This window comes from Bradyrhizobium sp. HKCCYLRH3059, assembly GCF_051168035.1.
Lineage (GTDB): Bacteria > Pseudomonadota > Alphaproteobacteria > Rhizobiales > Xanthobacteraceae > Bradyrhizobium.
Window position 1 is genome coordinate 385,384 of sequence record NZ_JBNPUF010000001.1, and the last position, 21,513, is coordinate 406,896.

19 protein-coding genes and 1 tRNA gene are annotated in these 21,513 nt (G+C 68.3%); 14 read left to right on the forward strand and 6 right to left on the reverse strand.

The features are described from left to right. Positions 1 to 99 precede the first annotated feature (99 nt). From ACQR13_RS01810 to tsaD, 3 genes are all read right to left on the reverse strand, one after another. Positions 100 to 513 carry an EVE domain-containing protein gene (locus ACQR13_RS01810; RefSeq protein ID WP_315750837.1) on the reverse strand — a complete coding sequence of 138 codons (414 nt, stop codon included), beginning with the start codon at positions 511 to 513 and terminating at the stop codon, positions 100 to 102. A 175-nt stretch (positions 514 to 688) separates the two neighbouring features. Further along, on the reverse strand, positions 689 to 1,669 hold the full coding sequence (locus ACQR13_RS01815) for an NAD(P)H-dependent glycerol-3-phosphate dehydrogenase (RefSeq protein ID WP_315750570.1): 981 nt from the start codon (positions 1,667 to 1,669) through the stop codon (positions 689 to 691). 214 nt (positions 1,670 to 1,883) lie between these two features. After that, a complete protein-coding gene (tsaD, locus tag ACQR13_RS01820) occupies positions 1,884 to 2,951 on the reverse strand; it encodes a tRNA (adenosine(37)-N6)-threonylcarbamoyltransferase complex transferase subunit TsaD (protein ID WP_316169975.1) in 1,068 nt (355 codons plus the stop codon). Between the two features lie 140 nt (positions 2,952 to 3,091). Here tsaD and ACQR13_RS01825 point away from each other — a divergent pair, with 140 nt between their 5' ends. The 5 genes from ACQR13_RS01825 (at position 3,092) to ACQR13_RS01845 (ending at position 9,080) form a co-directional block, all read left to right on the forward strand. After that, on the forward strand, positions 3,092 to 3,820 hold the full coding sequence (locus ACQR13_RS01825; protein WP_315825732.1) for a uroporphyrinogen-III synthase: 729 nt from the start codon (positions 3,092 to 3,094) through the stop codon (positions 3,818 to 3,820). 50 nt (positions 3,821 to 3,870) lie between these two features. Next, positions 3,871 to 5,175 carry a COG4223 family protein gene (locus ACQR13_RS01830; protein WP_316173422.1) on the forward strand — a complete coding sequence of 435 codons (1,305 nt, stop codon included), beginning with the start codon at positions 3,871 to 3,873 and terminating at the stop codon, positions 5,173 to 5,175. A 17-nt stretch (positions 5,176 to 5,192) separates the two neighbouring features. After that, a complete protein-coding gene (locus ACQR13_RS01835; RefSeq protein ID WP_316169977.1) occupies positions 5,193 to 7,070 on the forward strand; it encodes a heme biosynthesis protein HemY in 1,878 nt (625 codons plus the stop codon). A gap of 150 nt (positions 7,071 to 7,220) precedes the next feature. Next, positions 7,221 to 7,296 (forward strand) — tRNA-Thr (locus tag ACQR13_RS01840). A gap of 380 nt (positions 7,297 to 7,676) precedes the next feature. Next, positions 7,677 to 9,080 carry a GSCFA domain-containing protein gene (locus ACQR13_RS01845; RefSeq protein WP_434862531.1) on the forward strand — a complete coding sequence of 468 codons (1,404 nt, stop codon included), beginning with the start codon at positions 7,677 to 7,679 and terminating at the stop codon, positions 9,078 to 9,080. A gap of 17 nt (positions 9,081 to 9,097) precedes the next feature. On the opposite strand, the gene ACQR13_RS01850 is transcribed toward ACQR13_RS01845, so the two are convergent. Beyond that, the gene (locus tag ACQR13_RS01850) at positions 9,098 to 9,676 is read right to left on the reverse strand and encodes a hypothetical protein (RefSeq protein ID WP_315716722.1); all 579 of its coding nucleotides are present in this window, start codon (positions 9,674 to 9,676) and stop codon (positions 9,098 to 9,100) included. A gap of 425 nt (positions 9,677 to 10,101) precedes the next feature. On the opposite strand from ACQR13_RS01850, the gene ACQR13_RS01855 reads away from it, so the two are divergent. Further along, on the forward strand, positions 10,102 to 10,503 hold the full coding sequence (locus tag ACQR13_RS01855) for a hypothetical protein (protein WP_315716723.1): 402 nt from the start codon (positions 10,102 to 10,104) through the stop codon (positions 10,501 to 10,503). Between the two features lie 79 nt (positions 10,504 to 10,582). Here the strand turns inward: ACQR13_RS01855 and ACQR13_RS01860 are convergent, their stop codons facing one another. After that, positions 10,583 to 11,629 carry a polysaccharide deacetylase family protein gene (locus ACQR13_RS01860; protein WP_434862532.1) on the reverse strand — a complete coding sequence of 349 codons (1,047 nt, stop codon included), beginning with the start codon at positions 11,627 to 11,629 and terminating at the stop codon, positions 10,583 to 10,585. Between the two features lie 321 nt (positions 11,630 to 11,950). Here ACQR13_RS01860 and ACQR13_RS01865 point away from each other — a divergent pair, with 321 nt between their 5' ends. Together ACQR13_RS01865 and ACQR13_RS01870 are read left to right on the forward strand one after the other, a co-directional pair. Next, entirely contained in the window at positions 11,951 to 12,238 is a 288-nt protein-coding gene (locus ACQR13_RS01865; protein ID WP_315716725.1) for a hypothetical protein, read from the forward strand. Positions 12,239 to 12,353: 115 nt separating this feature from the next. Further along, the gene (locus tag ACQR13_RS01870; protein ID WP_316166443.1) at positions 12,354 to 12,569 is read left to right on the forward strand and encodes a hypothetical protein; all 216 of its coding nucleotides are present in this window, start codon (positions 12,354 to 12,356) and stop codon (positions 12,567 to 12,569) included. Positions 12,570 to 12,597: 28 nt separating this feature from the next. Here the strand turns inward: ACQR13_RS01870 and ACQR13_RS01875 are convergent, their stop codons facing one another. Continuing rightward, positions 12,598 to 14,280, reverse strand: a complete 1,683-nt coding sequence (locus tag ACQR13_RS01875) for an MFS transporter (RefSeq protein ID WP_316173431.1) — start codon at positions 14,278 to 14,280, stop codon at positions 12,598 to 12,600. 177 nt (positions 14,281 to 14,457) lie between these two features. On the opposite strand from ACQR13_RS01875, the gene ACQR13_RS01880 reads away from it, so the two are divergent. The 6 genes from ACQR13_RS01880 (at position 14,458) to ACQR13_RS01905 (ending at position 21,378) form a co-directional block, all read left to right on the forward strand. Next, positions 14,458 to 15,828, forward strand: coding sequence for a hydrolase (locus ACQR13_RS01880; RefSeq protein WP_316173432.1), 1,371 nt, complete (start codon positions 14,458 to 14,460; stop codon positions 15,826 to 15,828). 201 nt (positions 15,829 to 16,029) lie between these two features. Then, positions 16,030 to 17,421: a cytochrome P450 gene (locus tag ACQR13_RS01885; protein WP_316166437.1), complete on the forward strand. Its 1,392-nt coding sequence runs from the start codon at positions 16,030 to 16,032 to the stop codon at positions 17,419 to 17,421. Positions 17,422 to 17,490: 69 nt separating this feature from the next. Further along, the gene (locus tag ACQR13_RS01890; protein WP_316166436.1) at positions 17,491 to 18,900 is read left to right on the forward strand and encodes an adenylate/guanylate cyclase domain-containing protein; all 1,410 of its coding nucleotides are present in this window, start codon (positions 17,491 to 17,493) and stop codon (positions 18,898 to 18,900) included. Positions 18,901 to 19,026: 126 nt separating this feature from the next. Beyond that, positions 19,027 to 19,494, forward strand: a complete 468-nt coding sequence (locus tag ACQR13_RS01895) for a TerB family tellurite resistance protein (RefSeq protein ID WP_315716731.1) — start codon at positions 19,027 to 19,029, stop codon at positions 19,492 to 19,494. Between the two features lie 217 nt (positions 19,495 to 19,711). Next, positions 19,712 to 20,491: an SDR family NAD(P)-dependent oxidoreductase gene (locus ACQR13_RS01900; RefSeq protein WP_315750558.1), complete on the forward strand. Its 780-nt coding sequence runs from the start codon at positions 19,712 to 19,714 to the stop codon at positions 20,489 to 20,491. A gap of 80 nt (positions 20,492 to 20,571) precedes the next feature. Next, a complete protein-coding gene (locus ACQR13_RS01905; RefSeq protein ID WP_434862533.1) occupies positions 20,572 to 21,378 on the forward strand; it encodes a glutamine amidotransferase in 807 nt (268 codons plus the stop codon). Positions 21,379 to 21,513: the final 135 nt, after the last annotated feature.

Sequence of the window (21,513 nt, forward strand, 5' to 3'; positions counted from 1 at the left end):
GCGGCGCCTGAAAGGACGCAGCCTACCCATGGCAGCCGCAGGTCCGGAGCTACCACGAGTAGCGCTAACGCCTTGCGCGTCTCACAAGCCCTTGCGCCCCTACACGCCGCCCAGCTTGCAGACGTGCTTCCATTCCGCAGGCGTGACCGGCTGCACCGACAGCCGCGACTGCTTCACCAGCGCCATCTCGCTCAGCATCTTGTCGGCCTTGATCGCGGCGAGCGTCACCGGGGTCTTGAAGGGCTTGTGCGCCTTGATGTCGACGCAGACGAACTTGCCGGTCTTGTCGGTCGGATCAGGATAGGCTTCCTTGATGATCTCGGCGATGCCGACGATCTCCTTGCCCTCGTTGGAATGATAATAGAAGGCGAGGTCGCCCTTCTTCATCGCCACCAGGTTCTGCCGCGCCGTGTAGTTGCGCACGCCGGTCCAGGCCTCCCCCTTCGCGCCCTTCGCCACCTGCTGGTCCCACGACCATACCGAGGGTTCGGATTTCACCAGCCAGTAGTTCATGATGGTCGTCTCTTTCCACTCGTCCTGGCCAGGCAAAAGCGCGAAGCGCTGGGAGGTCCCGGCCATCCACGTCGCACTGCTCGGCGCATTATCCAAGACATGGATGCCCGCGACAAGCGCGGGCATGACGGCGGAGAGAGCGTCGTGCTGGATGACGTCGGTCGCGCGGCGGCCCTCACTCCTCCGCCTTGAATGGGCGCATCATCAGCGCCTCGATCGCGGCATCGATCGTCACGGTGCCGGCGAGAATGGCGGCGACCGCCTGCGCCACCGGCATCTCGACGCCGCGCGAGGTGGCGAGTTCGACCAGCACGGGCGCGGTGTATTGTCCCTCGGCGAGCTTGCCTGCGGGCAGCGGCTCGCCGCGGCCGAGCGCGAGGCCGGCGGCGAAGTTGCGCGATTGCGGACCGGCGCAGGTGAGGATCAGGTCGCCGAGGCCGGACAGGCCGGTCAAGGTCTCGCTGCGCGCGCCATAGGCGCGGCCGAGCCGCACCAACTCGGCGAAGCCGCGCGTGGTCAGCGCCGCCAGCGCCGAGGCGCCGAGATTGCGGCCGGCAACGATGCCGGCGGCGATCGCCAGCACGTTCTTGGCGGCGCCGCCGATCTCGACGCCGCGCACGTCGGTCGAATGATAGGGCCGGAAGGTCGGCGAACCCAGCGCATGGACGAGGTCGGCCGCGAGCGCCTCGTCGGGCGCGGCGAGCGTCACCGCGGTCGGCAGCCCTCGCGCGACGTCGTCGGCGAAGCTCGGGCCGGACAGGATCACCGGGATCGCGTTCGGCGCGGCCTCCGCGATCACCTCGGTCATGAATTTATGGGTGCCGTGCTCGATGCCCTTGGCGCAGGCGACGAGCGGCGTGCCCGGACGGAGCAGCGGGGCGAGATGCATGACCGCACCGCGCAGATGCTGGGCGGGGACAACGATGAGAACGGCGTCGGCGCGGGCGGCCTCGGCGAGATCGGCGGTCACGGCGATGCTGGGGGCGAGCGGAATGCCGGGCAGTCGCGGGTTTTCGCGGGCAGCAGAGATGCGCGCGGCGTGGTGGCTGTCGCGCGCGTAGAGCGTGACCTCACGGCCGGCACGCGCGGCGACGGCGGCGAGCGCCGTGCCCCACGCACCGGCGCCGACGATGGAGATCGTTTGGAAACGAGTCATTCGCCGCGGATTCGGCTGCGCTCCCTCCCCCCTTGCGGGGGAGGGTTGGGGAGGGGGGTGCCACGAGCGAGAATTTTTATGGAGCCACCCCCACCCCCGACCCCTCCCCGCAAGGGGGAGGGGAGCGCACCGCGTATGGTGCAGGAGCTTGCCACATCACAGCCGAGGGCGATCCAGCCGCTTCGTGCAGGATGAAAAAGCAATTCCATCACCCTCAAAACCCCGCCCGCGTATTCGCGAACTTGCCCGGCACGCTGGCATTGGCATCCAGCAGCCAGCGCGCGCGCGGCGCGGCGTCCATGCCGTCCACCATCCCTAGCGCCAACCGCTCCAGCCCGGCCCAGGCGATCATCGCGCCATTGTCGGTGCACAGCGCCGGCGGCGGCATGATCAGGCGGGTGCCGGCCTGCTGCGCGACATCGTCGAGTGCGCCGCGGATCGCCTGGTTGGCGGCGACACCGCCGGCGGCCACCAGCGCGGTCGGCGCGCCGAAACGCTGCTTGAACAGATCGAGGCCGACGCGCAGGCGGTCGGCGGTCGAGTCCAGCACCGCGGCCTGGAAGCTGGCGCAGAGGTCGGCGATGTCCTGCTCGCTCACCTTGCCGAGCCGGCTGATCTCGTTACGCACGGCGGTCTTCAGCCCGGACAGCGAGAAATTGGCATCGCTGCGGCCCTGCATCGGACGCGGGAAGGCAAAGCGCTGACCGTCGCCGTTGCGCGCGGCCTGCTCGACCTGTGGTCCGCCCGGATAGGGCAGACCCAGCATCTTCGCGACCTTGTCGAACGCCTCGCCCATCGCGTCGTCGACGGTGGTGCCGAGCCTGACATAATCGCCGACGCCGGCGACCGCGACGATCTGGGTGTGGCCGCCGGAGGCCAGGAACAGGCAATAGGGGAAGTCGATTGCATCGGTGAGGCGCGGCGTCAGCGCATGCGCCTCGAGATGGTTGACCGCGATCAGCGGCGTGTCGTGCACCATCGCGATCGCCTTGGCGGTGGTGAGGCCGACGATGACGCCGCCGATCAGGCCCGGCCCGGCCGCCGCCGCGACGCCGCCGAGCGCGGCATAGTCGATGCCGGCCTCGCGCATCGCCGCGTCGATGAGATGGTCGAGCATGTCGACATGGGCGCGCGCGGCGATCTCGGGAACCACGCCGCCATAGATGGCATGCTCGTCGGTCTGCGAGCGCACAACATTGGAAAGGATCTGCCCCTTGCCGTCCGAATCACGCGCCACCACCGCCGCGGCGGTCTCGTCGCAGGTGGTTTCGATGCCCAGCACGAGCGTTTGCGATTCGTTACCCAATCTCAACCCTTTTGGTCATTATGAGTGCGCAGAACCGCCTAACACCACGAGGTCGCCAGGTGCAATCGTCCGTCCGTTGCAGCCCGGCCGATCCGTGGTCGACGGGAGCATAGCACATGGCCGTGCTGGTGACCCGTCCCGCCCCGGACAATGAACGCACCGCGAGCGCCCTGCGCGCGCGTGGCTTCGAGGTGCTGCTGGCGCCGATGCTGCGCTTCGAGCCGGTCGCGCTGCCGCCGGACGTCGGCGGCGATGCCGCCGGACTGATCGTGACGTCATCGAACGCGCTGCGCGCGGCGGCGCCGCAGCTCAGGGCGTCCGCCTTGCTGCGCCTGCCGCTGTTCGCGGTCGGCGACCGGACGGCCGCAGCCGCACGCGAGGCCGGCTTCACGCAGGTGATCTCGGCCGCGGCCGATGCGACCGCGTTGCGCGACCTGATCGCAGACAGCGGCGTCATCGAGGCCAGGGCCACCCTGCTCTATCTCGCCGGCGCCGACATCTCGCGCGACCTCGCCTCCGAGCTCGCCGAGCGCGGCTTCGATGTGATCACCCAGACCGTCTATCGCATGGCGCAGGTGACCACCCTGCCGCGCGAGGTCTGCGACGCCTTCGCAGCCAACCGGATCGAGGCGGTGCTGCATTATTCGCGGCGGAGCGCGGTTGCGTTCGTGGCGGCCATCCGCGCCGACGGCGTCGAAATCTCGGCGCTGGCGGTGCCGCATGGCTGCCTGTCGGCCAATGTCGCCGAGGTGCTGCGCGAGGCCGGCGCCACCCAGGTCACAATCGCGGCGCATCCGGATGAAAACGACATGCTGGAGGGCCTGACCCGTGCGCTACGGTCGTGAATGGCGTAAGAGGGCCTGCTCAATCTTGCCTCAGCCAGGGAACTTCCACCATGGTCGATGAACCCGACACCGCTGCACCGGCCTCCGACACCGGGCGGCCGAAACGGCCACCGCCGACCATCGATTTGGAGCCGACCTCGCGCGAGGAGCGCCCGTCGGCCAGCGAGAGCGCGGCCGAGCGGCCGACCACGTCGCCCTGGTCGGCCCCGGCCGAAGCCTTGGCCGAGGGGTCGTCGGGCGCGGCGAGCCAGTCGCATCCGCATGGCGCCGGTGACGCCGAACCGGAATCGGCCGCCAGCGAGACGCCCGAGGAGACGGTCGCCGCGGCCGAGCCGCCGCACGCCGAGCTTCCTCCACCCCCGCCGCCGCGTCCGGTGTCGCCCTGGATCATCGCACCGTTCTCCGGCGCGGCCGCGGCCGCGCTGGTGATCGGCGTCGGCTGGATGCTCGGCTGGCCGCCCGTGCAGCCGCCCTCGGCGATCTCGCCGCAGTCCGCCGCTATCGACGAGCTCACCTCCCGCGTCGCCGGGCTGGAGCAGCGCGTCGGCAAGCCGGACGGCGCCGTGACCGGCCGGCTCGATGCCGCCGACAAGACGATTGCAGCGCTGCGCAACGACGTCGCCGGCCTGCGCGCGCAGGCCGACAAGACCGTGGCAGCCCTCAACGATGTCCGGGCGCAGCCGCGCGACGGCTCCGCGCCGGCGCCCGCACCCGAGCCGATCGATCTCTCCGGCCTGACGGCGCGCATCGACGCGCTGGAGCGGGCGAGCAAGAGCCAGAGCGCGGCGCTGGCACAGGAGCGCGCCAAGCTCTCAGAGGCGGCCAAGCCGGCCGACGATGCGCCGCTGCGCCGCGTGGTCGCCGCGACCCTGCTCGACGTCGCCGTGCGTCACGGCGATCCCTATGGAGCGGCGCTGACCACCGCCAGATCGCTGGCGCCCGACGCGGCCGCGCTGAAGCCGCTGGAGGCATTCGCCACGACCGGCGTGCCGAGCCCCGCGGCACTGAGCCGCGAGCTGCTCACCATCGTGCCGAAGCTCTCGCCGCCGGCGCCCGAGAGCACCACGGGGACTTCGATCCTCAGCAAGCTCTCGGCCGGCGCCTCGAGCCTGGTCAAGGTCGAACGTACCGACGGCGCCGGCACCGATCGCGGCGCGGTCGTGGCACGGATCACCGCGGCGGCGCTGCGCAACGATTTCGCCGAGGCCCGCCGCGAGCTGAAGGGTCTCTCGCCGGAGGATCGCGCCCCCGCCAATGATTGGCTCGCACGCGCCGATGCCCGCGACGCCGCGCTGTCGACCGCCCGCAAATTCGCCGACGACGCGATGACCGCGCTCGCCAAACCCGCGCAATAGGACGCCCAAGGACGCACATGTTCCGGATCGTCATTTTCCTCATCCTGGTCGGGCTCGCCGCTGCGGGCTCGGCCTGGGTCGCCGAGCAGACCGGCGACGTCGTCTTGAATTGGGGCCCGTGGCGGATCGCCATGACCTTGCCGGTGTTCGTGCTCGCGCTCGGCCTGACCATCGCGGCCTGCGTGCTGGTCTGGAACCTGATCAGCGCACTGCTGCGGGCGCCCGGCCGCATCCGCAAGGCGCATCGCGCCCGCCGGCATCAGCGCGGCCGCCACGCCATCACCCACGGCCTGCTGGCGATCGGCCAGGGCGATTCGACGGCGGCGCGGCAGCACGCCGACACCGCCAAGCGGCTGGCCGGCGATGATCCGCTGACGCTGCTCCTGCACGCCCAGGCGGCGCAGCTCGAAGGCGACCGCGACGGCGCCCGGCGCGCCTTCCGCGCCATGGCCGAGCGCCACGACACCCGCCTGCTCGGCTTGCGCGGCCTGTTCATCGAGGCGCAGCGCGCCGACGACGCCTATGCCGCGGTGATGATCGCCGACGAAGCGCTCAGGCTGGCGCCCAACGCCACCTGGGCCTCGCATGCCGTGCTCGGCTTCCGCTGCGCCGAGGCCGACTGGGACGGAGCGCTTTCGATCCTCGACGGCAACTACACCGCCGGCATGATCGACAAGCCGACCTACCGCCGTCAGCGCGGCGTGCTGCTGACGGCGCGCGCGCTGGCGCTGGAGACCGGGGATCGCGACCTGTCGCGCTCGAGCGCGATGGAGGCGGTGAAGCTGGCGCCGACACTGGTGCCGGCCGCGGTGCTGGCGGCGAAGTTCGAGAGCGAGGCGCACCAGGTGCGGCGCGCGATGAAGATCATCGAGGCGGCCTGGGCGGCGTGTCCGCATCCGGATCTCGCCGATGCCTACGCCCATGTGCGGCTCGGCGATTCGGCCACGCAGCGGCTGGCGCGGGTGGAGAACCTGGCCGCGCGGACGCCCGGCCATGTCGAAGGCGCGCTGGCGGTGGCGCGCGCGGCGATCGACGCCGCCGAATTCGGCCGCGCCCGCGAGGCGCTGGCGCCGTTCACGGAGGATCCGACCCAGCGCGTGGCGATGCTGATGGCCGAGCTGGAGCGCACCGAGCATGGCGACGCCGGCAAGGCGCGCGAATGGGCGCTGCGCGCGGTGCGCGCCCGCCACGACCCGGCCTGGACCGCGGACGGCTATGTCAGCGATCGCTGGCAGCCGATCTCGCCGGTCACCGGCCGGCTCGACGCCTTCCAATGGCAGACGCCGGTGGCGAGCCTGCCCTCGGAGCGCAGCAGCGTGATCGAAAGCTCGGCCTTCGCCGAAGCCGTGCTGGCGCCGCCGGCCCGGCCCACCGTGGCCGAAGCCGCGGTCGAGCCGCCGCGCGAGGCCGTGGTGATCACTCCGGCGCTGCAGGACAACGAGCCGCCGCGGCCGGTGGTCGCGGCCGATCCCGAGCAGGCCGAACAACCGGCCGAGGCCGTGGACAAGCCTGTCGACAAGCCGGTGGATATCCCTGTGGACATGGCTGAGGATAGCCGGTTGATCGAGGCCGTCGCCGCCGAGCCGGCGCCGCCGTTGCAGGCCGCGGGTCCCGTCGAGGCCGAATCGGAGCCGGAGACGGAGGCCGAGCCGAACGCGGTCGCCGCCAAGCCGGCCGAGACGGCGGCAGCCGCGCCGACGCCGCTGTTCCGCACCCGCAACGATCTCGCCCGGCCGGCGGAGACGCCGATCCAGGCGATCGTGCCGATCATGCGGCCGCCGGACGATCCCGGTGTCGATGACGATGACCAGCCCCGCGACGAGTTCGCCGAGCAGATCGCGCCCAAGGCCCAGGCCGGCGGCTGGCGCGGGTTCTGGTCGCGGTTCGGCGGCTGAGGACCGTCAGGCCCTCCCGCCGTCCCGGTCACAACGGTTCGTTTCGGAGCCGCGGCCGCGCGCGTTGTCCTTGCCAACGGGCCGTCCGCCCGATATCAGGAGCGCGTCCGCGTCGTCCGGCCTCGTGCCGGGCGCTCGCCGCTATGGTTCGCCGCAATAGCTCAGCTGGTAGAGCACGTCATTCGTAATGACGGGGTCGGGGGTTCGAGTCCCTCTTGCGGCACCAGCCTCTCCTTCCGTCCCCGTCTCTCCTTTCCTGACGCGCCCGCTCGCCGCGCTCCATTTGCCGGTTAAGAATTGCTTAACCCAAATCGCGCCATCGTTCGGCGCGAGCGGCGGGATGAATGCCCGCACTGGCGGCTGGCGGCGATCCGGACGAACGCGTCCGTCGCGTTCGAATCCCGCAGGTGCCGGTTGCGCTCGGGCGTACGCCAGCGGCCAAGCCGGTGGCGATCAGTATCCAGAGGTCATGGTGGGACGTCTCTCGCAAGGGCATGGCGCCTGTGCACGTGACGATTCGACCGGCACTGGCGATGCACCGGCTGCCGGCAGCGGCGCCGGACCAACGGCCGAAGACGCAACGCGAGACAAAGGCGAACCCGCGACATGAGCACGACTGCCCTCGACAGCCACACCCAGTTTCAATCCATCGTCGGCCAGATCCGGACGCTCGCCTACAAATACATCGAGGACAAGGACTTCGTCAGCGCCCAGCTCGCGTTCCAGAAGCTGCTCGAGCTCGACCCCAAGGACATCAACGCGCGCTTCATCTATGCGCAGCTGATCGACGACGGCTCACACAAGAAGCGCGCCGAAGCGCGCGACATGATGCTGGCGATCCTCGACGAGAACCCTGAGATCTTTGAGCAGGCCACCGAAGGCAATCTGCACCTGATCCGCAGCGCCGCCGTGCGCTGCAGCCATGTCGGCCCGTTCACGCGCTCGATGGAGCTGTTCCGCAAGCTCGCGGCAGCCTCCAACCAGGCCGCCGACTATTTCTCGCTCAGCGAGATCCTGACCCAGGGCAACGAATTCGAGGAAGCGGTCGCGGCGCTGGAAAAGGCGATCAAGCTCAACCCGGCCTATGACAACCCGATCAACCGCGAGACGCTGGAGCTCGCGCGGTCGAACGCCAAGAAGGGCAAGGCCAAGGAAGCCAAGGGCCGCGCCAAGGTCGGACGCTATCCGGAGACCAAGGACTTCCTCGGCGACCTGCAGACGCTGATCACCAGCCACATCGCGGTGAACCTCGCGGCCGCGCCGAAATTCCTCGACAAGAGCACCCGCTTCTTCACCATGGGCTCGTGCTTCGCGCGCAACCTCTCCAAGAGCCTCACCGACAGCGGCTATGCCAGCCACCACATGGAGATCTCGGAGTACATCAACACGACCTTCGCCAACCGCGTGTTCGTCGACTGGCTGCGCGACGCCCAGATCGATCCGGAGATCCGCGAGCGCATCGTCGAGTTGCTGCCGCCGGGATCGAGCAAGGAGAATACGCTCGCCGTCATCAAGCAGGCCGACGTCTTCATCCTGACGCTCGGCGTCGCCGCGGCGTTCTTCGACCGCGAGACCGGCGCCTTCGTGCTGCCGCGGCCGACCGCGCTGAACTCGCGGGCGCTGGCCGAGAAGTACAAGTTCCGCACCGCCGGCGTGCAGGAGAACGTCGACAACGTGCTCTATCTGATCGAGTTCATCCGCAGCATCCGGCCTGGCATCAAGGTGATCGTCACCGTGTCGCCGGTGCCGCTGCTCACCTCGTTCGAATATGAATCGGTGGTGCAGGCCGACTGCCTGTCGAAGAGCACGATGCGGCTGGTCGCGCATGAGGTCGTCAACAATTCGAACCTCGAGGACATCTGGTACTGGCCATCGTTCGAGGTGTTCCGCTGGGCCGGCTCCAACGCCTCCAGCTTCTTCGCCGCCGATGACGGCGCCGCCTGGCACGTCTCGGAGGACAAGGTTTCCGCGACGGTGCGCGCCTTCGTGCAGACCTTCTCGCCGGCCTGAGCGCGCGAACGGCTGCCTCAGGGCAGCCGCTTCTTCCAGAGGCGGATGACCAGGATGCCGGCCTGGGCGTAGCCCGGCGGCGAACTTTCAGTGCCGAACGGCGTCTTCGAATACAGCGAGCTCGAAACCAGGAAGCCGCCGACATACGGCTCAGGCAGGCCCGACAGCGCCAGGAAGCAGCGGTGCGTGAGCAGGCCGTCCTCCGGCAGATTGCCACGCACCAGCCGGCAATCGCCGATGCCGGTGAATGCGATGCCGTTGAGCTGGCCCTCGGTGTAGGTGCCGAGCAGGGTCGGATCCATCGCCTGGCCGACGCAGACCCGCATCTCGCCGATGCTCTTGTCGCCGGTCTCGGTCATGCGGCCGTCAGCCGGCCGGACCCCGACGGAGTGGATCGAGAGCTGATCCTCCAGCGCCGGCGCGAAGCCGGTCTTGGTCGGCGCGCAGAAATCCGACGGCACGACGCGGCCCTGGCGCACGCTCCGCGCAATGTAGATCTCTTCGACGTTGTCGTCGCCGGACTGCGCCCGGCCCGGCCCGCTGGCGGCCAGCAGCGTCACGGCCGCCAAGAACACTGCAACGATCACCCGGCGCATGCGCGCATCCTTCCCCCGAATCGATCGGTCCCCCTATCGGATTCGGCGAAGCTTCTGAACAGCACCAACGAACAGTACACGTACATACGATCATACCTCAACCCCGGATCTCACCGGCAGCATGGAACACCGCGCCTTGACGGTAATTTGGTAGCAACAGTCGGGTGTGCCGGATCGCGTCGCCCACCGCCCACGTGCTGCCGCCGGTGGATTTCCGGATGGGCTCGTCCAGAACTCCCCTCGTCCTGAGCGGACGTCCCCGCGGCGCCGGAAAGGTTTCGAGAAAGATGGCGCACCGATCCGCAGTGCCGTGTGCCGGCATCCGGCTTCATTCGCGCTTGCCATGCGGAGCGTGACGGGGGTCACATCGGACGGTCGCGCCGGCGCCTAAACCTTCCCGCAGCCAACAAAGGGGAGCTTACTCGATGCGCAAGATGATCCTGATCGGAGCCATGGTGCTCGCATCCGCCACAGTCGCGCAGGCCGAGGGCACACGCAGCCTGTCGCTGTCGTCGAACGACGCCGCCGCGCGGGCGCCGCGTCCGACCTACGTCCAGCAAGCCGGCGAGGTCACCGTCACCCCGGCGCCGGTGCCGGCCGTCGCGGCCGAGGTCCAGCCCGCTGCGCAACCGGTTGCGCCAGCGGCCCCGGCCGCCGCACCGCCGCCGCCGCAGCCCACCGCCGCTGCGGCGCCGGCACCGCAGCCGGGCTCTGTGCAGCAATCATCGCGGCGGTCGAAATCGGCGCGCTCCGACCGGACGCGCCGCAAGAGCTGGACCGAAGCCCGCATCGTCCGCGAGCTGCATCGCCACGGCATCTATTGGTGAGCATCCGCCAATCGGCGACAAACGAAGAAGGCCGGGCGAATGCCCGGCCTTTCGCGCGAGGAGACCCTGCAGCGAGGCATCACTGCGAGATGGTCTGGATCACGCTCGAGATCGGCCGCGCATTGGTCATTGTCGTCGGCAGCTTCGGATCCTGGCCGATCATCGCGTCATATTCCGGCAGCGTGTCGAGCGTGCCCTTCGGCTTCATCGCGACCACCTTGTAGCCGCCGGCCTTGAGCCGCCGCAGCAGGGTCGGCAGCGCCAGCGCAGTGTTCTTCTGGAAGTCGTGCATCAGGATGATGCCCTTGCCCTTCTTGTCGAGCCCGGTCATCACGGTGTTGACGACCTGGTCGGCATCCTTGGAGCGGAAGTCGAAGCTGTCGACGTCGCAGGAGAACATCGCGACATTGCGGCTGCCGAGATAGGCCACGGCAGAGGACCGGTGCTGCAGTTGCGGGAAGCGGAAGAACGGCGCCGGGTTGGTGCCGAGCGCGAACTTGACAGCGCTGAAACCCTTCTCGAGCTCCTCCTTGGCCGTCTCGTCGGTCATCTTCTTGCCGTTCAGATTGGCGTGCGACCACGTATGCACGCCGACGACGTGACCGGCGGCCAGCACCTGGCGCAGGATCTCCGGATGATAGGTCGCGTGCTTGCCGATCGTGAAGAAGATGCCGGTGGTGCATTCGTCGGCCAGCGCCTTCAGCACCGCCGGCGTGTTGACCGGCCACGGGCCGTCGTCGAAGGTCAACACCACCTCGTGGTCGGCGAGGAAGTCGAACTGCTTGAAGTGATCGAGACCGAAACCCGGGCCGCCGGTGGTGTCGACCATGACGGTGCGGGAGATGCCGAGCGCGTCCGGATTGGCGCAGGTCGATCTGGGCAGCACCGGCACCGGGCCTGCTGCTGCGGCAGCGCGCGTGGAGACGGTACCGGTCGTCTCGACATCGTCCTTCGAGCTGGCCTTGGCGGCGACGCGCGCCGGAGGCGGCGCCGGCTCGGACGGCTTCGCCGCTGCGCTCTGCGCGGCGGCCTTGGCAGCGCTGGGCTTCGATACGTAGTACCAGACACCGGTGATCGCCAACGCCGCGACGACGGTGGCCAGCAGCAAGCCTAACGCATTACGCATGGTTACTCTTCCCGAAAACGCGAGACACTCGATGGCGGACGCAACGCTGTCCGCCTCCTTCAATTAGCTTCCATTAGTGCCAACGATTCCTTAACGCGGTGCCAACACGACCAGGATCGGACAAGATTTCCAGGATGATGCCCGCTCCGAAGCGGCCGTTCACCGGAGCGACATGGCGCCGCGGCCATCGGCCTGCCGAAACTGCCGACCAGGTTTGGATCTGGCGTGACCCGCATCACGGTTGCCAACAGGGCATCCCGCCATGATGGACGCATTGAAACACGCGGCCCCGCCAACATGCGGCGCCAATGGGAGCCAGCCATGACGAAGTCGACCAACATTCTGCGCAGGGCCGTTCTGACGGCCGCCAGCCTTGCCGCCCTCTCGACCTTCTCCTCGACGGCAAGCTTCGCCTTCAGCGCCGAGGCGCAGCAGATGTGTACCGGCGACGCGTTCCGCCTGTGCAGCAGCGAGATCCCGAACATCCCGGCGATCACCGCCTGCATGATCAAGAACCGGTCGTCGCTCAGCTCCGGCTGCCGCGTCGTGCTCGACCGCGAGATGTCCAAGCGCAGCGGCAAGGTCGCGGATGCCAATGAGGCCAATTGAGAGCGCTTCCGGCTCCCGCCTGCGCACCCCGGCTGCGACCGAGGCGCTTGCGACGGCCGGTTGCGACCACTAAAAGCGCCGCCAAACGTTCAGTCCCGGGAGCGAGGCGCCAGTCATGAACAAACTCTCTCTGATTATCCCTCTGGTCCTGATCGCGTCGAGCGCCTCAGCCCAGCAGCAGCCCGGCCAGGATGCCTGCGCGCGCGACGTCTCGCGGTATTGCCGCGCGGTGATGAACAACGGCGACCAGGCGGTGCTGGCCTGTCTCAAGGAGCATCGGGCCAAGCTGTCGAAGGCTTGCGAGAAGGTGCTGACCGAGCACGGGCAGTAATCGCCTGCTCGGTGCAGATGGTCCGAAGCTACGGCCCGCTGCGAGCCGCCGAGGCGACAGCAGGCGCCTGCTCGGCGGTGCGGTCGATGTCGTCCCTGGCCCGGACCGAGCCGAACGGGCGTTCCAGCATGCGGCGGATGCGCACCGGGTCGGTGCCGATGTGGAAGTCGATCGCGCGCTTGTGCAGCTCGCGCTCGGCGCGGGTCGAGCGGTTGCGCTGACGCAGATAGTCGATCCAGGTCGGGCAGTGATACCGCTCGGTCCATAATTCGGGGTCGGCGATGTCGCGTGCGATCGACCAGCCATAGGCGCCGTTGCGCTGGCGGCTGAGCTGCACGTCCTGCATCAGGTCGTGAAACGCACGGGCATTGTCTTCAGCGACGCGGTACTCGATCTCGACCACCAGCGGCCCCGAGCGCGGCGTCAGCTCGAGCTGCACCTCGGGATCAGCCAGCGTCTCGCCGTCCTCGTTGCGGGCCCCGATCGGCGGCATCCGCAGCCACAGGCCGAGCAGCGGCGACACCATCATCAGCGCTCCCGACGCGAGCAGCGCGACCTCGACGCCGGCGGCGTCGGTGAGACGCCCCCAACCCCAACTGCCGATCGCGATGCCGCCGGAGATCGCGGCCTGAAATGCCGCCAGTGCGCGGCCCGCGACCCAGCGGGGTGCCGAAAGCTGCACGCCGATGTTGAACAGCGCCACCGCCAGCATCCACACCGCACCGGCGATGACGAGCGCCGCCGCCGTCAGGACCGGCGCGGTGCTGAGCGCGACGGCCGCGGTGGCCGCGCCCAAGGTGAGCGCGCAGGTGCGGATCGCGGCCTCACCAGACAGCCGTTTCCTGATCTCGCCGATGTTGAGCGCGCCGACCACCGCGCCCATGCCGAAGGCGCCGAGCATGATGCCGTAGGTCTGCGCGCCGCCATGCAGCAGGTCGCGCGCGACCAGCGGCATCAGCGCCGAGATCGAGCCGCCGATGATGCCAGTGACCAGCGTGCGGATCAGCACGATCCGGATCGACGGCGAATGGACGATGTAGCGGACGCCGGAGACGATGGCGCGGTTGAGCGGCTCGCGCGGCAGCCGGCTTGGCTCGACCACGCGCCGCCACAGGAACAATGCCGCGAGCAGCGGCAGATACAGCAGCGCATTGGCCGCGAACGCGGCGACCGCGCCGGCGGCCGCGACCACGACGCCGCCGATCGCCGGACCGAAGCTGCGCGCGATGTTGTAGCTGATGCCGTTCAGCGCGACCGCGGCCGGCAGCGTCTCCGGCGGCACCTGCTCGCTGACGGAGGATTGCCAGGCCGGCCCCATCAGCGCCATGCCGCTGCCGATGACGAAGCACAGCGCGAGCAGGCGCTCCGGCGTCACCAGGCCGTACCATGCCAGCACCGTCAACGTGGTGGCGCCGCCGAGCGCCACGGCGAGCGCGACCAGCGCGACGATGCGCCGGTCATACATGTCGGCGATGGCGCCGGCCGGCATCGAGATGAACATCACCGGCAGCATCAAGGCCGTCTGCACCAGCGCAACCTTGTCGGCCGACGACGTCATCTGCGTCATCGCCCAGGCGGCGCCGACCGCCTGGATCAGCAGGCCCAGGTTCGACAGCAGGCTCGCCAGCCAGATGCGGCGGAACACCGCGTGCCGCAGCGGCGCGGCGATGCCTTCGGCGGCGAACAGCTCACGTTTCTGCGGCGCATTCATGCGGGTCCGTCCACGTCGCCAGTTCGCCTTGAAGCTCGCATCGAACTATCGCTTGATTCCAGCTGGACCTATGTGATGCCTGCGAATGTCCGCCGCTGTCCAGTGCTGCCTGCAAAGGCCGGCATCGGGGATCGCGGCCAACGAACACAAATGAATGAGACCAAAGGGAGACCGCCGATGAAGCTGACGCGCCGCAACATTCTGCAGGGAATGGGAACCCTTCCCTTGCTCACCAGCGGTCTGCCCTTACCGGTACGCGCCCAGAGCGCGGCGGCAACGACGGTGGGCGACATCCCTCCGGTCCTGTTCGTGCACGGCAATGGCGACCACGCGGCATTGTGGATGACCACGCTGTGGCGGATGGAATCCAACGGCGTGCCGCGCACGCGTCTCGCTGCGCTCAACTTCACCGACCCGCTGGCGCGCAACGACGACGCCGTGGCGCAGCCGAACCGCTCGTCGACCGACGATCAGCGCCGCGAACTCGCCGAGGCCATCAAGGCACTGAAGGAGCGCACGGGCGCTGCGCGCGTCGCGCTGGTCGGCAGTTCGCGTGGCGGCAATGCGATCCGCAACGTCGTGAAGAACGGCGGCGGCGCCGATGTCAGCCACGCCGTGCTGTGCGGAACGCCCAATCATGGCGTGTTCGACTGGGATGACAGCCCCGGCAGCGAGTTCAACGGCCGCGGCCCGTTCCTGCGCGGACTGAATGCCGGCGACACCGAGGTGACCGAGGGCACCGCCTTCCTGACGCTGCGCAGCGACGGGCTCGACAAATACGCCCAGGCCGACGGCCGCCTGGTCGGCAAGCCCGGCGTGCCGACCGGGATCACGTCCGAAGGGCCGGCGCTGAAGGGCGCAACCAATCTCGTGATCGGCGCGCTCGACCATCGCGAGGTCGCGTTCCACCCGCGCGCGTTCCGCGAGATCTACAAATTCATCGCCGGCCGTGAGCCGACGCAGATCGCGATCCAGCCCGAGCAGCAGGTGCGGCTCAGCGGTCTGGTGACGGGAACGCCGGGCGGCGCGCCGACCAATCGCCCGGTCGCGGGCGCAAGCGTGGAGGTCTATCGCGTCTCGAGCGAGACCGGCGCACGCAATGGCGAGCCTGTCTATCGCGGCCAGACCGGCGCCGACGGGCGCTGGGGTCCCGCGGAGGTCGATCCGACGTCCTATCTCGAGATCGTCCTGACCTCGCCGGGCGCGCCGGTCACGCACTTCTACCGCTCGCCGTTCCCGCGCTCGTCCGACGTCGTGCATCTGCGCGCGGCGCGGCCGCTCGGCCAGGCCGATGCCGGCGCCGGAGCGATTCTCATCATGATCAGGCCGCGCGGCTATTTCGGCCTGCCCCGCGACATCGTGCTGCTCGACGGCAAGGAACCAACCGACGTACAGAAGGGAATACCGACCGATGCGGCAACGACATTGCGGCTGCCTGCGGGCGACGTCGGACGCAGCGTCATCGGACTGTTCAACGAGGAACGCATCACCGCCCGTCTTTGGCCAGCATCGGAGAGCAGGATTGCGGTGATCGAGCTGACTAATTAGTTGCTGGAGTATGATGATACATCATAGCCTCGGAGAGGGCGGAAGCGCGCCCCTCTCGCTTGTGAGCGGGACGACAGAGTTACCTCTGGCAGAAGGCCGTCGTTGCGCGACGGCCCGTTGCGACCCCGCAACCGAGGCTCGGTTGCTCGCGATGCAGCCGATCGGTGGTTCCAGGCTCGTGACAGCGTCGAGAGGCCGTGAATGAGTACCGCCGACGTCCATTATCTGCCGCAGGCACGATTGCCGCTGATACCGCCGACACCGCCGCGGGCGCCTGACAGCATGGGCGCGCTGCGCCGCGTGCTGATGATGGGCGACAACGCGATCGCGACCTGGAGCCAGCGCGCCTATGAGGACGACATCATTCGCGGCCGCTTCTTCGGCAGCTCCAGCTACATTCTCAATACGCCCGACACGATCAAGCACGTGCTGGTCGACAATTGGGAGAACTACGCCCGCACCGTCGGCGCCATCCGCGTGCTGCGTCCGGTGCTCGGCGAGGGGCTGCTGATCGCGGAAGGCAAGGCGTGGAAGCACCAGCGCCGGACGCTCGCGCCGGCGTTCACGCCACGCGCCGTTTCCGGCCTCATCCCGCACATGGTCGCGGTGAGCGACGAGACCGTCGCCAGGCTGAAGCAGCAATGCGGGCAGGCGCTCGACCTGCGCGAGATCATGCAGCGCATGACGCTCGACATCGCCGGCCGCACGATGTTCTCGTTCGAGATGGGCCGCCATGGTGCCACCCTGCGCGATTTCGTCTACGAGTATGGCGCGCGGCTGGCCAGCCCGCATCTGCTGGACATCGTGCTGCCGCTGTCCTGGCCGACGCCGCGCGACTTCGCGCGCCGGCGGTTCCGCAAGCGCTGGACCCGTTTCGTCGCCATGCTGATGGCCGAGCGCCGCGCCGCCGGCAAGCTGGAGGACGCACCGCCGCGCGACCTGTTCGACCTGATGGGCGCGGCACGCGATCCCGAGACCGGCGCGGCGTTCACCGATGCACAACTCGCCGACGAGGTCGCGACCATGATCCTCGCCGGCCACGAGACCACGGCAACGGCGCTGTTCTGGGCGCTGTATCTGATCGCGCTCGACCCGGCCAATCAGGACAAGCTCGCGCAGGAGGCCCGCGCCGCAACCGATCTCAGCGATCCGGATCAACTGCCGTTCACGCGCGCCGTGCTGGACGAGACATTGCGGCTCTATCCGCCCGCGTTCCTGATCGCGCGCGCAGCCAGCGGCCCCGACCGGATCGCCGCGTTCCAGGTGAGGCGCGGCGACGTCGTGCTGATCTCGCCGTGGCTGCTGCACCGGCACGAGAAGCTGTGGGATGCGCCCAACGCCTTCAAGCCCGAACGATTCATGCCGGGTGCGCCGCCGCCGGAGCGCTTCGCCTATCTGCCGTTCGGAGCGGGCGCGCGGGTCTGCATCGGGGCTCATTTCGCCCTGACCGAGGCGGTGCTGGCGCTGGCACGGCTGGTGGCGGCCTTCGACATCGAAATGCTCGACGCCGCACCCGTGATGCCGGTCGGCGTGGTCACGACCCAGCCGGATCGCTCGCCGCTGTTCAAGCTCACGCCCAGGGCGGGCGTCTGATCCCGGCGGCGGCCGGGCCATCGCTTCGTCTCTTGCTTGTGGGTTTGCTAGGCACCATCTTAGCACGCCATGAGCGACATCCAGGCCCAGCTTTCGGTTCTGAAGCAGACCGCCGATCCGGCCGTTGCGGACGCGATCACACGGTTGATTGAGGCGGGTGAAGATCACGAACTCAACCGTATCAATGCCCTGGAGTTCTCGGCGCGCGCCGGTCTCGATGAAGAACGGGTTATTTCCGGGTTCCTGCATGCTGCACGGATCGGCTTGTTCGATCTGACCTGGAACGTGCTCTGTCCTGGCTGCAGCGGCGTGCTGGATGCGCACGCCACGCTGAAATCTCTCCGCCATGACGATTACCATTGCGGACTATGCGCTTGCGGCTACGAGCCTTCCATCGACGAGCAGGTCGAAGTTGCTTTCACCGTGAGCTCCAAGGTCAGGAGCATCGCCGCTCACGATCCGAACACGCTGCCGCTCTGGGAGTATTACAAGCAGGTCTTCTGGAGTTCCGGGATCGACCTCGACCGGGAGACTTTTGCCTCGCTCAGCGAAGAAGTGACGCTTGATGCGCTCGAGCTGCCAGCCGGTGAAAAAGCCGTGCTCTCGCTGCAGCTCCCATCCGATTTCATCATCATCTTCGAACCGGTGACGCATTCTGCGCATTTCATCGACGTTCAGGGCGAGCCCACCAGGGAGCGCCAGCAGCTCGGACTCCTATTCAACAGGGCACATCCTCCGACCGGATCGATCACGTTGCGTCCAGGCCCGCTGCGACTGGCGCTCGACAATCAGGCCGGCGTACGGACGCTGCCGACCGTCTTCGTTGCCGGCGATGCGCTCCACCATCTCCTTGGCAAGCGCCGGCCTTTCCTGACCGCCAAGCGCATATTATCCAACCAGACCTTTCGCGACGTGTTCAAGGCGGACAATCTCAACATCGACCAGCGGCTGAAGATCACCTCGCTGACCTTCCTGTTCACCGACCTCAAGAGCTCGACCGCGCTGTATGAGCGCGTCGGCGATCTCGCGGCCTTCGACCTGGTGCGCGCCCATTTCCGCGCGCTGCTGGAGATCATCAACGCCGAGAAGGGCGCGGTGGTGAAGACGATCGGCGACGCCGTGATGGCGACCTTCGTCAAGCCCGAGCATGCGCTCGCCGCCGGCCTGCGCATGCGCGCGGCGATGCAGCGGCTCAATGCCGAGCGCGGCACCGAGGACCTCGTGGTCAAGATCGGCATCCACGAGGGGCCGTGTCTCGCGGTGATGCTGAACGACCGCCAGGACTATTTCGGCCAGACCGTCAACATCGCCGCCCGCGTGCAGAGCCTGTCGACCGCGCAGGAGATCCATCTCACCGCGCCCGTGATCGAGAGCCCCGGCGTCGCCGACATCCTGCGGGGCGCGAAGATCGCGCCAATTCAGAAGCACGCGGCGCTGCGCGGCATCGCCGACCGCATGATGGTGTACGAAATCCCCTGAGCCTTACCGAAATGTCATGCAGCCCGAAGGTCGCAGCGGATTGCCGGCGCAGCGTGGCATTCGCATATAATGAGCAGTCGCCGGCCGGTTTGCGGTCCACTACGGATCTGACAACGAAAGGACGCCATGCTCGAAGGATTGCGCCAATTCATCGCCGACGTCGTTTCGCCGCACGAGACCCCGGCGTTCGACGACAATGGCTATCAGCTCGCGGCGACGGCGCTGCTGATCCACGTCATCTCGCTGGACGGCGAGCCGAGCGAGATCGAACGGCGCAAGCTGCACGGCCTGATCGAGCTGCGCTTCGGGCTCGACCCCGGCAGCGCCGACCGGCTGATCGCCCAGGCCATGCTGGCGGAGGGCGACGCTGTCGATCTCTATCGCTTCACCAGCGTGATCATGCGCGAGGTCGATGAAGCCGGCCGCCTGCGCATCGTGGAGATGATGTGGGAGCTGGTCTTTGCCGACGGCAAGGTGACGGAGTTCGAGGACAATGTGGTCTGGCGCGCCTCCGAGCTGCTCGGCATCTCCACGCATGACCGCGTCGACCTCAAGCACCGGGTGGCGTCGCGGAAGTCCGGCGCCCCTGCTTGAACCGCCTGGCTCCGGGCGGAACCGACTTCATGCGGAGATGAACAAACTTTAATTTTGTTTCCGAAACCCCCCGTTCATGTAAACCCATGTGAATCTGAGGCTATTGCCGCAATCCCGCGCAAGGCCATGGAGCACGGTGTCTTGCATGTTCCCGTCCCGCTATGCTCTCGTCCGCCGCGATTGGATGATGTGCGGATTGTGATCGAAGAGCAGGATCGTGGGTGAACGTGTCACGCTCGTAACAGGTGCCTCGGCCGGGATCGGCAGCGAGTTGGCGCGCGTATTTGCCGCGAACGGGCACCGGCTCGCATTGACGGCCCGGCGCGAAGACCGGCTCGCGGCGCTGGCCCAGGAGATCGCCGCCAAGGGCGGCCCGGCGCCGCTGGTGATCCCCTGTGACCTCACCTCCTCCGACGCCGGCGCGACCATCGAGGCTGCGCTGTCGGCTGCCGGCCTGGAGCTGGAATATCTCGTCAACAACGCCGGCTTCGGCCTGTTCGGCAAGGCGGTACAGCTCGACCGCGCCGAGCAGCTCGACATGATTTCCGTGAACGTTCGCGCCCTGACCGAGCTGTCGCTGCGCTTTTCCGAGCAGCTGATCCGCAACAAGGGCGGCATCCTCAATCTGGGCTCTGTGGCCGGGTTCCTGCCGGGTCCCGGCATGGCCGTCTATTACGCCTCCAAGGCGTATGTGATCTCGTTCACCGAGGCGCTGCGCAAGGAGCTGGCGCCGCATGGCGTCCGGGTCACGGTGCTATGTCCCGGTCCGGTGCCGTCGGAATTCCAGGACCGCGCCGGCTTCAAGCCGGGCGTGGATTCGGTGATCCTCAACGTCTCGCCCAAGGCGGTGGCGGAAGCGGGCTATCGCGGCTTGATGGCCGACAAGCGCGTGGTGCTGCCCGGGCTCGGCATCAAGATCGTGCCGTTCATGCTGCGCTGGTTCCCGCGTGGCTTCATCCTCGCCGCGGTCGGCCGGCTGCAGCTGAAGCGGACCTGATCGCGCTGGCCCGGCGCTTGCTTTGGAATGTGCGCTCGCTCACGCGCCGTTAACCTTTGCTTAGCTATGATCGCCAGGTGATGCTCAGGCAAGACCCTTCGCTCCATCCGAACGGGCCCCAGGCCGACGTTCGGCAGCTCCATCCGAAGCCGGCCATGGCGGCTGCGCCGCAGCGGCCCATCCTCATCATCCTGCACCAGGAAACGTCGAGCCCCGGCCGGGTCGGCAATGCGCTGCGCGCCCGCGGCTATCCGCTCGACATCCGCCGGCCGCGGTTCGGCGATCCGCTGCCGGAGACGCTCGATGGGCATGCGGGTGCCGTAATTTTCGGCGGTCCGATGAGCGCGAACGATCCGGACGACTTCGTCCGCCGCGAGATCGACTGGATCGAGGTGCCGCTGCGGGAGCAGCGTCCGTTTCTCGGGATCTGCCTGGGCGCGCAGATGCTGGCGATCCAGCTCGGCGCCCCGGTTGCGCCGCATCCAGAGGGGCGCGCCGAGATCGGCTATTATCCGATCCGCCCGACCCGGGCCGGGCGCAAGCTGTGCCCGCATTGGCCCGATCACGTCTATCACTGGCACCGCGAGGGCTTCGATCTGCCCGATGGCGCCGAGCTGCTCGCCGAGGGTGGCGACTTTCCGGTGCAGGCCTATCAATACCAGAACGCGACCGGGCTACAGTTCCACCCCGACGTGACCTACGCGATGATGTGCCGCTGGACCACGCGCGGTCATGCCCGGCTGGACACGCCCGGCGCCCGTCTGCGCCACCATCATTTCGAGGGCCGCGCCGTGCACGATGCGGCCGAGCGGGCGTGGCTGGCGCAGTTTCTGGATGGCTGGCTGATGCGCGAGCCGGTGGCGGCGATGGCCGAGGCGGCGGAGTAGGACGGGCGTCCTGGTCAGTCCGTTGTTGGGCATCTTTGCCATCCAGCCCGCCGTCGCCCTTCGGGCTCTGGCGCGGCAACCTTCGCACGCTTCGCTATTCATTTGCTGAAGCGGCTTGCCGAGCCGAAGCTCGCG

Excerpts from the sequence above, each read along its gene's own strand:
- ACQR13_RS01870 (WP_316166443.1), top strand. The coding sequence starts at position 12,354 with ATGAACAAACTCTCTCTGATTATCCCTCTGGTCCTGATCGCGTCGAGC.
- ACQR13_RS01885 (WP_316166437.1), top strand. The coding sequence starts at position 16,030 with ATGAGTACCGCCGACGTCCATTATCTGCCGCAGGCACGATTGCCGCTG.
- ACQR13_RS01825 (WP_315825732.1), top strand. The coding sequence starts at position 3,092 with ATGGCCGTGCTGGTGACCCGTCCCGCCCCGGACAATGAACGCACCGCG.
- ACQR13_RS01835 (WP_316169977.1), top strand. The coding sequence starts at position 5,193 with ATGTTCCGGATCGTCATTTTCCTCATCCTGGTCGGGCTCGCCGCTGCG.
- ACQR13_RS01895 (WP_315716731.1), top strand. The coding sequence starts at position 19,027 with ATGCTCGAAGGATTGCGCCAATTCATCGCCGACGTCGTTTCGCCGCAC.
- ACQR13_RS01880 (WP_316173432.1), top strand. The coding sequence starts at position 14,458 with ATGAAGCTGACGCGCCGCAACATTCTGCAGGGAATGGGAACCCTTCCC.
- ACQR13_RS01890 (WP_316166436.1), top strand. The coding sequence starts at position 17,491 with ATGAGCGACATCCAGGCCCAGCTTTCGGTTCTGAAGCAGACCGCCGAT.
- ACQR13_RS01860 (WP_434862532.1), bottom strand. The coding sequence starts at position 11,629 with ATGCGTAATGCGTTAGGCTTGCTGCTGGCCACCGTCGTCGCGGCGTTG.
- ACQR13_RS01875 (WP_316173431.1), bottom strand. The coding sequence starts at position 14,280 with ATGAATGCGCCGCAGAAACGTGAGCTGTTCGCCGCCGAAGGCATCGCC.
- ACQR13_RS01855 (WP_315716723.1), top strand. The coding sequence starts at position 10,102 with ATGCGCAAGATGATCCTGATCGGAGCCATGGTGCTCGCATCCGCCACA.
- ACQR13_RS01830 (WP_316173422.1), top strand. The coding sequence starts at position 3,871 with ATGGTCGATGAACCCGACACCGCTGCACCGGCCTCCGACACCGGGCGG.
- ACQR13_RS01815 (WP_315750570.1), bottom strand. The coding sequence starts at position 1,669 with ATGACTCGTTTCCAAACGATCTCCATCGTCGGCGCCGGTGCGTGGGGC.
- ACQR13_RS01845 (WP_434862531.1), top strand. The coding sequence starts at position 7,677 with ATGAGCACGACTGCCCTCGACAGCCACACCCAGTTTCAATCCATCGTC.
- ACQR13_RS01865 (WP_315716725.1), top strand. The coding sequence starts at position 11,951 with ATGACGAAGTCGACCAACATTCTGCGCAGGGCCGTTCTGACGGCCGCC.
- ACQR13_RS01905 (WP_434862533.1), top strand. The coding sequence starts at position 20,572 with ATGCTCAGGCAAGACCCTTCGCTCCATCCGAACGGGCCCCAGGCCGAC.
- ACQR13_RS01810 (WP_315750837.1), bottom strand. The coding sequence starts at position 513 with ATGAACTACTGGCTGGTGAAATCCGAACCCTCGGTATGGTCGTGGGAC.
- ACQR13_RS01850 (WP_315716722.1), bottom strand. The coding sequence starts at position 9,676 with ATGCGCCGGGTGATCGTTGCAGTGTTCTTGGCGGCCGTGACGCTGCTG.